Raw genomic sequence first — 12,158 nt, 5'->3', positions numbered from 1 at the left:
CCGTTCTCCTATTGGCCCTGAATGACCACGTGCTGAAGGAGCACTTTCCCGGTTGGTGGACGGGAAAGATCAGCGACTTCGCCGGTGTCGCCGTCGCCGGAACGCTCGCGGCGGTGCTCATCGGGCCACGGCGCGGTCTCGCGCTCGTCGGCACTGGGTTCCTGCTCCTCAAGACGACCCCGGGCTTCGCGGAGGCCGCTCGCCCCCTCCTTGGTGGCGTCACCGCCCGAGATGCCAGCGACCTCGTCGCACTCACGATCCTGATTCCGATGACGCGCCTGTTCCGATCGTCCGTCGGGGGTGCAGGAACCCCCGTTCTCGGGTCCGGACAGCTCGTTCGTGGACTGCGCGCCGGGATGTCGGCCGGTGTCCCCCTCGCGGCAGCCATCGTCGCGGTCATCGCTGCGACCGCGACGAGCTGTGACCCCAGCCCTGCCGTCACCCGGGTGGTCGTTGCAGACGAGACCTTCTTTGCGCTCGTCAGCCGAGGGTGGGGTGACCCGGAGTGGGCTCGCAGCGAGGACGGGGGACATTCGTGGGAACGAAGTGCGCCGCCGCAGGGAATGCAACCGGCCTCCCCACGACCCGGCTCCCCTTTCGAGGACCCCGGTCCGACGGGACCGCTGAAGGCGTGCGCCTCCGACGGAACGTGCTGGCACCTCCGCGGTCAGCGGGTCATCGAACGTGGATCACCCGGTGGAGATCGGGTCGAGGAACTGCGTCTCAGCGACGCGCAGTTCTCGGCCATCTCGACCGGTTGCGCGGGTGGCCACGTCGGGATCCTCGGTTCGGTCGCGGTGGCCGAAGGTCGACCGGGTCCGAACGTTGTCGCGAGCCTAGGAGCTGACGGTGTCCTCACCCGTCACGAGAACGGGCGATGGGAGGCGACGCGTGTGCTTTCAGCACCTCCCATCGCAGCAACCCCCATCGAGACCGCGGCATCCTGGGGCCTGCTCGTGTTCGGACCGATCCTTGCTCTCGCGATGTGGCTGTTCGGCCGTAGGAGGTGGCCCTCGTGGCCCCGGGGGGTGGGGGTGATCCTCATGGGATGGCTCATGTCGTTCGTGGCGTCGAGCGCTCTAGGGTTCGCGGCCGAATCTGACTCTGACCCGACCGTTGCCGTCGGTCGCGTGGCGATCGTCGGCATGGTCGTGACCACCGTGGTTGCGATCGTTGTCGCTCGACGACAACCCCCCGCCACGGCGCACCCTCCCTCATGAGCAGGGCAACGCTGGCCGCCGGCGAATGACATCGCCTTCGGCGGTGGCCGAGGTCGGCGGTGGCCGAGGGATTCGAACCCTCGAGGGAGTTGCCCCCCTACACGCTTTCCAGGCGTGTCCCTTCGGCCGCTCGGGCAGGCCACCGCCGCCCAGTCTACGGAAGCCCTCGGTCGCCCCGGAACGGCGACGGCCGCCCCGGACTGGGACGGCCGACGCGGAGGGCGGAGGCGGAGAGATTCGAACTCTCGAGGGGCGTTTTAGACCCCTAACCGCTTTCGAGGCGGTCCCGTTCGTCCGCTCCGGCACGCCTCCGCCGCCGAGTCTAGCAAGGGGTCTGCGCAGCTCAGCGGCGGTCGCGGAAGAACGAACGAAGGAGATCGCCGCACTCGGTCGCCAGGACCCCGGAGGTCACCTCGACACAATGGTTCAGCCGGTCGTCCCGCGCGAGATCGCCGAGGGAACCGACGAAACCGGCCTTCGGATCGGGAGCCCCCACCACGAGACGATCGATGCGCGAGAGCACCGAGCCGCCGGCGCACATCGCGCACGGTTCGAGCGTGACGTAGAGCGTGCAGCCGTCGAGCCTCCAGGAACCGACCCGTTCGGCGGCTGCGCGGAGGGCGAGGATCTCCGCGTGCGCCGTGGGATCCTGCCGATGCTCGCGTTCGTTGCCGGCTGCAGCGAGCACCGCTTCCTCGCGCACCACGACCGCGCCGATCGGTACGTCGCCCCACGCGATGCACGCCCGAGCCTGCTCGAGGGCCGCGCGCATCCATGTCTCGTCCATCAGTACGCGTCGAGCTCGTGGAGCCGTTCGTCGGAGATGCCGAAGAAGTGCGCGACCTCGTGCTTCACGGTGTGGGCGACCTCGGCCCGGACGCGGTCCTCGTCGTGCCCGGAGCGGCGCATGATCGTCGACCGGTACAGCGTGATCCGGTCGGGCATCACGCCGGTGTAGCCACCGTCGCGCTGCGTGAGCGGGATCCCCTGGTACAGGCCGAGCAGGTTGGGTTCGTCGGGCGGCGCGAGCTCCTCGATCGTCACGTCGACGTTCTCCATCCGGTCGTGGACCCACGTGGGGAGACCGTCGATCGCTTCCGCGGCGAGCTCCTGGAACCGTGCGCGATCCACCATGCGGTCCAGCGTACCCGCGCCGCCGACTCGCGTAGCCTGGATCGAGGATGGGAGCGGGCCTGCGGACCGACCTCTACGAGCTGCACATGGCGGCGAGCTACCTCCGCCGCGGGATGACTCAGCGCGCGACGTTCAGCTTGTCGATCCGCGACCTTCCACCCACGCGCGGGTTCCTGGTCGCCGCGGGCCTCGAGCCGGCGCTCGCCTACCTGGAGACTCTCTCGTTCGACGACGACGATCTCGCCTACCTGCGCACCGAGCTGGACTTCGACGCGGACGTCGTGGATGCGTTCGCGTCGCTGCGGTTCGACGGAGACGTGTGGGCCGTTCCGGAGGGAACGGTCGTGTTCGCGAACGAACCGATCCTCGAGGTCGACGCGCCGCTCCCGATCGCACAGCTCGTCGAGACCGTCCTGCTGAACGTGATCACGACGCACACGGTGCTCGCCTCGAAGGCCGTTCGGTACCGGCTCGCCGCTCCCGACGCCGACCTGGTCGACTTCGCCTACCGCCGGACCCACGGGCACGACGCGGCGTGGGCGACAGCGCGTTCGAGCGCGATCGCGGGCTTCGCGGCGACGAGCAATGTCGGCGCCGCGCGGGATCTGGGTCTCGCGGCATCGGGAACCATGGCGCACTCCTACGTGCAGGCGTTCGGATCCGAACGGGAGGCGTTCCGCGCGTACGCGCAAGACCGGCGCGGGCCGGTGACCTTTCTCGTCGATACCTACGACACGGTCGAGGGGGTTCGTGCAGCGATCGACACGATCGAGGAGTTGCACCTGGAGGGAGCGCTCGGGATCCGGATCGACAGCGGAGACCTCGACGCGCTCTCCCGCCGGACGCGCGCGCTGCTGGACGAGGCGGGACTGGGATCGGTGCGCATCGTGGTCAGCGGCGGACTCGACGAACACGAGGTCGGGCGGCTGGTCGGCGACGGCGCGCCGATCGACGTATTCGGGATCGGGACACAGATGGGGGTCTCCGCGGACGCGCCGTCGTTGGACTCGGTCTACAAGCTGGTCTCCGTCGGAGAGCAGCCGGTCATGAAGCTGTCCACGGGCAAGTCGACATTGCCGGGAGCCAAGCAAGTATTCCGGTCCGTAGAGCGCGGATCGGAACCCGACGTGCTCGGACTTCGGGAGGAGACCGCTCCCGAAGGAACCGTCGCTCTGCTCGAAGCGGTCGTGCGTTCGGGCGCCCGTGTGGCGGAGGTTCCTTCCCTGGAACGCACGCGGGATCGGCTCGCGGCGGAGCTCGCGGCGCTCCCTCCGGCGGCCCGCGCCCTCTCGCGGCCCGAGGCGGCGCCGGTGGCGTTCTCCTCTCGCCTCGCCGACCTCGCCACCCGCCTCCGGTCGGATCGCCGGCCTCGCTGATCGGCCACGAGATCGGCCCGGTGCGCGACACCGAACCCCCACATCCGCTGCAGGGCAATCGGGCGTAGGACGCTTGCCCGACAGCGAAGGGTCGACGTAGCATCGCTCGCCTCCCTCCCACCACGAAAGGGCTCAGATGTCGCGTCGTGCCGCCCGCCCGTTGCTCGTGTCGCTGCTGGCAGCTGCCCTGATCGCGGGGTCGACATCGGGCGCCGCGACGGCCGCCCAGCTCGACCCGGCGTGGAGCCAGGCCTACGACGGGCCCGGAACCAAAGACGACGTTCCCCGAGCGCAGGAACTGTCCCCGGACGGATCGCTCGTGGTCACGACCGGCGAGAGCGCGACGCCGCGCGCACGGACCAACGCCGTGACGATCGCCCACGACGCGACCAGCGGAGCGGTCGTGTGGACCGCGATCGAGAACGACGGTCCCGACGACGGGATGTTCGACGTGGCATTCGATCCCGCCGGTCGGCGCGTCTACGTGACGGGCAGGGACGGTGTCGACGCGGGACCCAGCGACGACGCGCTCGTCGTCGCCTACGAGGCCACGACCGGAGCTCGCCTCTGGAAGACCTCCCTCCAGGTGCCACAGGACCGCGTGCAGACGACGATGATCGCCGTCTCTCCCTCGGGGGGACGGGTCGTCGTCGCCGGTCGAACCTGGACGGCGCCCGTCCGCACCTACGTCGCCGGACTCGACGCAGCCTCCGGCACACCCGTATGGGAGAGCTTCGAGGGGGACGCACCGGGTGAGGGGTTCCGTCCGATACCCGTCGACCTCGTCTTCGATCCGGCCGGCAACGCCGTCACCGCTGCGACCGCGCTCAGCAGGACCGGGATCGGTGGCGACGTGCACGTTGTGTCCTACCGCGGCCCGACCGGACAGCGCCGGTGGGCAACGACCTACGACGGTCCCGCCGAGGGTCCCGATCTGGCGGCGGAGCTCGCGGTGGCGCCCACCGCGCTGTTCCTCGTGGGATCGAGCGAGCGGATGGGGAACCGATCGGACGTCCTGGCGCTCTCCCTCGCGCCCGACGACGGGGAGATCGCGTGGGACGCACATTGGAACGGTGACGGAGACGGGTTCGACGACGGGAGCTCGATCGCGGTCCGACGGGACGGTGGCAGGCTGTTCCTCGCCGGCTCCACGCAGCGAACCGGTACGGACCCGCACGAAGACTACGTCGTGCTCGCTCGGCGCGCGTCGGACGGTGTCGGTGTCTGGGAGCGGACCTACGACGGTCCGGCGCACGCCGTGGACGTCGCGCGTCAGATCACCCGAGCAGAGGACGGCACCCTCGTCGTCACCGGCACGAGCGCGGGCAAGGGGGGCGACGCGGACGTGATGACGCTGGCGTTCGATCCTTCGGGGCTCCTTCGATGGAAGGACCGCTCGGGCGATCCCACGGGCGATGACGGCGGCGTCGCAGTGACCGCGGGAGCGACGCTTGCCTTCGTGACGGGCTGGTTCGCCCGGCCGCCTCCGATCGGTCAGGACATCGTGGTCTCCGCGTATCAGCTCGCGGGCTGAGCGGCTAGCGCTCGCGCGGGAGGACACGGTTGTCGCCCTGTTGCTCGTAGGGCAGCATGTTCCGGTCTGTCGAGCCCGCCACCCGTTCGGAGGCCCCTTGCGAATGCACGCCCGGATCGTGATCACCTCGGCCGTCGCGCTCGCGATCGGCCTGGTGGCCGTGACCCAGGCACCCGCCGGCCCTGCCGTCGTCGATCCGGTGAAGGTGAACCCCGATGTCTGGGAGGACTTCCCCGCCGCCGCAGACGCGGGCATGAACTCGCTGATCGCATGGACCGCGGACGGCAAGAGCACGCCCGATCGGTTCAACGCGTTCCTCCAGGTCAATGGCGGTCCGAGGATCAAGGTGAACCCGGAGAAGACCCGTGGGTACACCGGCGCGTTCGCGTCGGGGACCGATCGGCTCGTCTGGCAGCAGGTGAAGAAGGGGCAGTCGGATCTGCGGTTCTACGACGCCTCGGCGGGCGCCGGGGTTCCGCTCGGCCGCTCCGACGTGAACACCTCACTGTGGCAGTGGCGTCCGTCGATCGACGGGGACCACCTCCTCTACGGGGAGAACCGCTTCGATGCGCCCGACGCCCCGTGGAAGGTCGTGCTGGCCGATCTCGGCGACCCGAACCAGACCAAGCGCGTCCTGGCGACGGCGAAGAACCGCTGCCGGTGCCTGTACCCGGGACAGATCTCCGGGAACTACGCGACCTGGACGAAGTGCTCTCCCGTCTGCCAGGTGTTCGTGCATCAGATCGATACCGCGACGACGACACGCGTGACCAACGAGCCGCAGAAGCAGCAGTACTTCGGCGTTCCGAACGAGAACGGAGTCAGCTACCTTGTGCGCTCGGGCAACGCGTGCGGTGCGAACGCACAGATCGTCGCCGTGCCCTTGGGCTCCGAGAGCCGGCAACTCGTCCACGTCCTCGACGACGGGAAGGACGTGAACGACATCTCCACGGTGCCGGGTTCATCGTTCCCCGAACCCGTGTACTTCAGCCGGTTCGGGTGCGGGAACGCCGGTCAGGCCAACATCTACTCGACCGACGTGTTGCCTCCGACGCGCATCGCGCCCGACGTCGGCCGATCGATCACGGGCCGCAAGCGGCTCCCGTTGCCGACCGGCAGCGGGCCGTAGCTCAGGAGGTCGCGGCGGGGAGCCAGCCGGGGCGGGTGGCCTCGAACGCGGTGATCGTGTCGGCGCTCTGCATCGTCAGCCCGATGTCGTCCAATCCCTCGGTGAGACGCCAGCGCGTGTAGTCGTCGATCTCGAAGGACTCCTGGACGTCCGGGGCGGTGACCCGGCGGTCGTGCAGGTCGATCGTGATCTCGGTCGAGGGATCGTCGAGCACGGCGTCCAACAGCGCACGGACCGCCTCGAGCTCGAGCTCCACGGGCAGCACTCCGATCTTCGTGCAGTTGTTGCGGAAGATGTCCGCGAAGCTCGGAGCGATCACCGCGCGGAACCCGGCGTCCTCGATCGCCCACACCGCGTGCTCACGGCTGGAGCCGCTCCCGAAGTTCGGCCCGGCGATCAGGATCGACGCGCCGTCGAACCGGGAGTCGTTGAGGACGAAGGCCGGGTCCTTGCGCCACTCGTCGAACAGGAACTGCCCGTAGCCCGTGCGCTCGACCCGCTTGAGGTACTGGGCGGGGATGATCTGGTCGGTGTCGACATCGGAGCGGTCGAGCGGCAGTGCGCGACCCGTGTGGACCGTGAACTTCTCCATCGCTGTTGGGTTCCTCTCTGTCGGTCAGACCGAGGCGGGGGGCAGCTCGTCGGGGGTACCGAAACGACCGAGCACCGCGGTCGCGGCCGCGACCTGGGGGCTCACCAGATGGGTACGGCCGCCCTTGCCCTGGCGGCCCTCGAAGTTCCGGTTCGAGGTCGATGCGCTGCGATCCCCCGGGCCGAGGATGTCCGGGTTCATGCCCAGGCACATCGAGCACCCCGCGCCACGCCACTCGAACCCCGCCGCGGTGAATACACGGTCGAGTCCCTCCTGCTCGGCCTGCTGCTTCACCAGCGCCGAGCCGGGAACCACGAGCGCGCGCAGCTCACCCCGGATCCTCCTGCCGTCGACGATCGCGGCGGCCGCGCGGAGATCCTCTATCCGGCTGTTCGTGCACGAGCCGATGAAGATCGTGTCGGGCCGGATCTCGCGGATCGGCGTTCCCGGCCGCAGGTCCATGTAGTGCAGGGCTCGCTCCAGCGCCTCGCGCTTGGCGGGGTCGGTCTCGGCCTCGGGATCGGGCACGACCCCGTCGATCGTCGTCGTCTGTGCCGGGTTCGTCCCCCAGCTCACGTACGGCTTCAGCGTCGCGGCGTCGATCGCAACCTCGCGGTCGAACGTCGCCGCCTCGTCGGTGGTCAGCGAACGCCAGTCATCGAGAGCGCGCTCCCAATCGGCGCCCTTCGGGGCATGGGGCCGGCCCTCCACGTAGGCGAACGTCGTGTCGTCGGGCGCGATCATGCCGGCGCGGGCTCCGCCTTCGATCGACATGTTGCAGATCGTCATGCGGCCCTCCATCGAGAGGGAACGGATCGCGGAACCGCGATACTCGACGACCTGGCCGACGCCTCCTGCCGTGCCGATCCGATTGATGATCGCGAGGATGATGTCCTTCGCGGTGACACCCTCCGGGAGGTCGCCGTCGACCGTGATCGACATCGTTCCCGGTGTGGCTTGGGGCAGCGTCTGGGTGGCGAGCACGTGCTCGACCTCCGAGGTGCCGATCCCGAACGCGAGCGCACCGAAGGCACCGTGGGTCGAGGTGTGCGAGTCACCGCAGACGATCACCATGCCCGGCTGGGTGAGGCCCATCTGTGGGCCGATCACGTGGACGATGCCCTGACCGGCCGATCCCATCGGGTAGAGCGTGATCCCGAACTCCTCGGCGTTGCGGGAGAGGGCCTCCATCTGCTTCGCTGAGATCCGATCCGTGACGGGGCCGTCGGTCGTGGGCACGTTGTGGTCCATCGTCGCGACGGTCAGGTCGGGGCGGCGGACGGATCGCTCGTGCAGGCGCAAGCCGTCGAACGCCTGTGGGCTCGTCACCTCGTGCACCAGATGCAGGTCGACGTAGAGCAGGTCGGGTTCTCCGTCCGCGCGTCGCACCACGTGGCGCTCCCAGAGCTTCTCGGGAAGGGTCTGGGGAGCGGGCGTCGATGGCATCTCGCGTCAGCCTCCTGACGAAGTACGGCGGGCATGGTGTCGTGAGGGTGTCTCAATATATGAGACACTGTCTCACTATATGGACCGCAGTGTACCAGCGCCCCATCCCTCAGATGCCAGGGAACTGACCCCGACCGGCACCGAGCCGGGAACCACGACCGGCGTCGGGGTCCTCGACCGTGCCGTCGCGATCCTCGACGCGGTCGAGCGCGGACACGGCTCCCTCCGCGATCTGATCGACGCCACCGGTCTGTCGAAGCCGACCGCGAGCCGGCTCGCCAACGCGCTCGAGGCGCACGGGTTCCTCGCACGGGACGCCCGTCGCGGCTATCGCCTCGGTCCGCGCTTGTTCGCACTCGCCGCGACGGCGCAACGTGAGCTCCCCTGGCGAGACCTCGCGCGCCCCGCGCTCGAGCGGCTCGCAGCAGTCACCGGCGAGAGCGCCCAGCTGTACGTCCGCGCCGGCGACGAGCGCCTCTGCGTCGAGGTGGCCGAGTCCGACGAGGAACTGCGGACGATCGTTCCGGTGGGCGCTCACCTGCCGCTCAATGCAGGGTCGGCGGGCAAGGTGTTCCTCGCGTTCGCACGCAACGACATCACCCACCTGCTCGACACCGCCCCCGAGCCTCCCAACCGGATCGGCGGCCTGCCGTGGCGCGAACGGATCGAGCGCCAGCTGCACCTGACCCGACGTCGGGGCTGGGCCGAGAGCGTCGCCGAGCGGGAGCAGAACGTTGCGTCGGTCAGCGCCCCCGTGTTCGACGGGATGGGATTCCTGCTCGCGGTCGCCTCGGTGTCGGGACCGATCGATCGCCTGGGGCGATCGCCCGGCAAGCACTACAGCGCCGCGGTCACCACCGCCGCGCGCGAGATAGAACGCGCGATCGGCGCGACCGATCCGATCGCACCGGCCTAGCATCTACCAGGCGTACGCCTCGGGCGCGTGACCACCGGGCCCCGGGAAGATCTCGTCGAGCTGGTCCATCGCCTCGGGCGGGAGCTCGACCTTCAACGCCCGCATCGCCCCGTCGAGCTGCTCGATCGTGCGTGGACCGATGATCGGCGCGGTCACGACCGGGTTGGTCAGCAGCCACGCCAGGGCGATGTCGGATGCCCGTTCTCCGAGATCGGCACAGAGCTTCTCGTAGCGCCCGAGCTTGTCCCGGTGCTGCTCGATCTCTCCGCGCATGTACTGATCGTTCCTGCGCCCCTCGGTCACCTTGTTCAGGGCGCCGGCCAGCAGGCCTCCCGACAGAGGGCTCCACGGGATGAACCCCATGCCGTACTCCTTGACGGCGGGGAGCACCTCGAGCTCGACGTGACGGGCGTTCAGGTTGTACAGGCTCTGCTCGGACACGAGGCCGAGGAAGTGTCGATGGCGAGCGATCTCGTTGGCGCGGGCGATATGCCACCCGGCGAAGTTCGAGCTGCCGACGTAGGTCACCTTGCCCTCCTGGACGAGCTGCTCCATCGCCTGCCAGATCTCGTCCCACCAGGCTTCGCGGTCGATGTGCTGCATCTGGTACAGGTCGATGTGGTCGGTCTGCAGACGGCGCAACGACTCCTCGCACGCACGCTTGATATGGAGCGCCGACAGCCGCGACTCGTTCGGCCAATCACCCATCTGGCCGTAGACCTTCGTGGCGAGCACGACCTTGTCGCGCCGCCCACTGCCCTTGGCGAACCAGCGGCCGAGGATCTCCTCGGTCGCGCCGGCTCCCAGATGCCTCCCGAACACGTTCGCGGTATCGAAGAAGTTCAGGCCGTGGCCGAGAGCCTGATCCATGATCGCGTGGGAGTCCTCCTCGCTCGTGTGCGGTCCGAAGTTCATCGTCCCCAAGCACAGACGGGAGACCTTCACGCCGAAGCGACCCAGGTGTGTGTACTCCATCGGGCCAGTCTACGGCTCCAGGCGGACTCCCTTGACCGGCGAGGCCTAGCGCCGGGGGAGGCGACCGAGCACGTCGGCGGCCCCGCTCGAGGCGGGTCCGAACCCACCGCAGTCGAAGTGGACCTGGATCTCGCCGGTGAAAGCGGTCGCCCGCCACTCTCCGCGGTGCGTCGCGGCCTGGGTCACCCGGAGGCGGATCTCCTCGGTGGCCTGGGCGGTGGTCCCGCGGGTGCAGTTCGCCTCGCTGCGGGTCGTTCCCTCGTAGGTGGTTCCGTGCTGGCGGAGCACGTCCGGGGGGAACAACGAGATCTCGCATCGGCCCACGCCCCCGCTGCAATCGTGGTGGAGCGGCCACCGGACCTGTTCGCGTCGCCCCGGGAGCGGGTCCTTGATCCCGAGGAAGCGCGCGAGCCCGGTGGAGCGCGTCACCGTCAACGTCACGTCGTAGGTCCCCTGAACCGAGGCGTCCCGCAACGACAACCTCGGCGTGACCACCTCGACCTCCGCCGGCGGTCCGGCTTGCCCCGCCGCTCCGATCGCGCGAACCGTGTACACGAGGCTGCCGCCGGGAGGGAGGTTCGTGTCGACGTGCGCTGTCTCGGCAGGATCGTCCCTCAGCAGGTCCTCCTCCCCGCGGGCGACCCGATACTCGCTCGCTACACCCTCGAGTGGAGCCGCCCACGCGAGCTCGACCTTCGCCGAGACAGCGTCGCACTCGGGCGGCAAGCACTTCGCGCCCTCCGCGGTGAGCGATCGCGGCGGTCCGAGCGGTGCGGCCACGGGGTCCTCGTTCCCTCCGGCGAGCAGGAGCACGACGACGCCCACCGCCGCGGCGCCGAGCACCGCCCCGACCACGACAAGCGCCGCTCGACCCTGAGGAGGGCCCGGGGTCGTGGGTTCGTTGCCCGGCGGCGCGGGAGGGAGGCTCGCGTCGGCCGGCGGTTGCGGCGTCGAACTCACGACTGCACGACGCCCGTGAACGACCAGTCGGTCGATCCGGACAGACACCCGGAGACCGCGGGGGCGTCCTCGTCGATCGATCCGGAGATCCTCGTGGCTCGCCACTCGTCGCGGATGGGCGCGGCGCGCGTGATCTCGAGCGCGACGTCGAGCGATTCCGTCACGGAACCGCCGCGGCAGTCGAGGATCAGGAACGTTCCCGATGCGGTGCCCGAGTACCGGTCACCAGAGACGCTCAGGGTTCCCGAGGCGGTACGCCGGCGAACGGTCATCCGTGTCGGGCACGGGCCGGAGCTGCATGCAGGATCGAACATGAACAGCATCGCGGCGTTGTTCGCCCCGACCGAACTCGAAGCGGCCTTCAAACGGATCGCGAACCGTCCTTCGAGCCGTGCATCGGCGGTGGGCAAGGACCGCGTACGGACCCGGCTGCGCGCTTCCGCGGATTCCACCTCGTCCGCCCCGACCGCGATCACCCCGTAGGAGTACGGCGTGGCGGGCGTCACGTCACGGTCGGTGAACGAGGCCTCGCGTGTGGTGCCGATCTCACGACCGTCGCGCAGCACGCGATAGCCGTCGACCTCGCCCTCCGGAGCGCGCCATCGCAACCGGACCTCCCACGACTTCGGGTCCCCGTTCCACCCCCGGGTGTCGGCGCGCACGTCGCCGGGCCGGCCGAGCGTGGTGGGGACGGGCGAGTCCACGGGTGTGCCGGGCGAGGGGGTGGGATCGTCGCCACCACCCGTGCACGCGGAGATCGCCGCCGCGAGCGCGAGGATGACACCGACCATGTGCCCCGTCGTCGTTTGCCTGCGAGCGCGCACGCGTCCTCCCGTGGATGTCGTTGGGGGCGAATCCTATGGCCCGAGGGATGCA

Annotated in this window: 12 protein-coding genes and 2 tRNA genes; 5 read left to right on the top strand and 9 right to left on the bottom strand. The window is 69.6% G+C overall.

Annotation, left to right across the window (positions count from 1 at the left end; all coding sequences use genetic code 11):
- The first annotated feature begins 29 nt into the window (after window positions 1-29).
- On the top strand, window positions 30-1,220 hold the full coding sequence (locus WEF05_03550) for a hypothetical protein (protein ID MEX1100972.1): 1,191 nt from the start codon (window positions 30-32) through the stop codon (window positions 1,218-1,220).
- Window positions 1,221-1,277: 57 nt separating this feature from the next.
- Here WEF05_03550 and WEF05_03545 read toward each other — a convergent pair.
- From WEF05_03545 to WEF05_03530, 4 genes are all read right to left on the bottom strand, one after another.
- A tRNA-Ser gene (locus WEF05_03545) sits at window positions 1,278-1,364 on the bottom strand.
- Between the two features lie 78 nt (window positions 1,365-1,442).
- Window positions 1,443-1,532: transfer RNA gene (locus WEF05_03540), tRNA-Ser, on the bottom strand.
- A gap of 31 nt (window positions 1,533-1,563) precedes the next feature.
- Window positions 1,564-2,007 (bottom strand): tRNA adenosine(34) deaminase TadA, encoded by a 444-nt coding sequence (gene tadA / locus WEF05_03535; protein MEX1100971.1) that lies wholly within the window; start codon window positions 2,005-2,007, stop codon window positions 1,564-1,566.
- A complete protein-coding gene (locus WEF05_03530) occupies window positions 2,007-2,354 on the bottom strand; it encodes a metallopeptidase family protein (protein MEX1100970.1) in 348 nt (115 codons plus the stop codon). Before WEF05_03530 ends, tadA begins: the two co-directional genes overlap by 1 nt.
- Before the next feature lie 47 nt (window positions 2,355-2,401).
- Here WEF05_03530 and WEF05_03525 point away from each other — a divergent pair, with 47 nt between their 5' ends.
- From WEF05_03525 to WEF05_03515, 3 genes are all read left to right on the top strand, one after another.
- Complete coding sequence (locus WEF05_03525) at window positions 2,402-3,730, top strand: nicotinate phosphoribosyltransferase (GenBank protein MEX1100969.1); 1,329 nt, start codon at window positions 2,402-2,404, stop codon at window positions 3,728-3,730.
- A 136-nt stretch (window positions 3,731-3,866) separates the two neighbouring features.
- Window positions 3,867-5,264, top strand: coding sequence for a PQQ-binding-like beta-propeller repeat protein (locus tag WEF05_03520; GenBank protein MEX1100968.1), 1,398 nt, complete (start codon window positions 3,867-3,869; stop codon window positions 5,262-5,264).
- Between the two features lie 103 nt (window positions 5,265-5,367).
- Window positions 5,368-6,393 (top strand): hypothetical protein, encoded by a 1,026-nt coding sequence (locus WEF05_03515; GenBank protein MEX1100967.1) that lies wholly within the window; start codon window positions 5,368-5,370, stop codon window positions 6,391-6,393.
- Between the two features lies 1 nt (window position 6,394).
- On the opposite strand, the gene leuD is transcribed toward WEF05_03515, so the two are convergent.
- On the bottom strand, window positions 6,395-6,985 hold the full coding sequence (gene leuD, locus WEF05_03510; protein ID MEX1100966.1) for a 3-isopropylmalate dehydratase small subunit: 591 nt from the start codon (window positions 6,983-6,985) through the stop codon (window positions 6,395-6,397).
- 24 nt (window positions 6,986-7,009) lie between these two features.
- On the bottom strand, window positions 7,010-8,431 hold the full coding sequence (gene leuC / locus WEF05_03505) for a 3-isopropylmalate dehydratase large subunit (GenBank protein MEX1100965.1): 1,422 nt from the start codon (window positions 8,429-8,431) through the stop codon (window positions 7,010-7,012).
- Window positions 8,432-8,510: 79 nt separating this feature from the next.
- On the opposite strand from leuC, the gene WEF05_03500 reads away from it, so the two are divergent.
- Window positions 8,511-9,347, top strand: coding sequence for an IclR family transcriptional regulator (locus WEF05_03500; GenBank protein ID MEX1100964.1), 837 nt, complete (start codon window positions 8,511-8,513; stop codon window positions 9,345-9,347).
- A gap of 3 nt (window positions 9,348-9,350) precedes the next feature.
- Here WEF05_03500 and WEF05_03495 read toward each other — a convergent pair whose 3' ends face one another.
- The 3 genes from WEF05_03495 to WEF05_03485 all read right to left on the bottom strand — a co-directional run bounded on the left by WEF05_03495 (window position 9,351) and on the right by WEF05_03485 (window position 12,073).
- Window positions 9,351-10,322, bottom strand: coding sequence for an aldo/keto reductase (locus tag WEF05_03495; GenBank protein ID MEX1100963.1), 972 nt, complete (start codon window positions 10,320-10,322; stop codon window positions 9,351-9,353).
- A 45-nt stretch (window positions 10,323-10,367) separates the two neighbouring features.
- Entirely contained in the window at window positions 10,368-11,177 is an 810-nt protein-coding gene (locus tag WEF05_03490) for a fibronectin type III domain-containing protein (GenBank protein MEX1100962.1), read from the bottom strand.
- 101 nt (window positions 11,178-11,278) lie between these two features.
- Complete coding sequence (locus WEF05_03485; GenBank protein ID MEX1100961.1) at window positions 11,279-12,073, bottom strand: hypothetical protein; 795 nt, start codon at window positions 12,071-12,073, stop codon at window positions 11,279-11,281.
- Between the last annotated feature and the right edge of the window lie 85 nt (window positions 12,074-12,158).

Source organism: Actinomycetota bacterium (assembly GCA_040881665.1).
Classification (GTDB): Bacteria; Actinomycetota; UBA4738; order UBA4738; family HRBIN12; genus JBBDWR01.
Note: the sequence above shows the minus strand (reverse complement) of the source record. Positions and strands in the feature narration are given on the sequence as shown.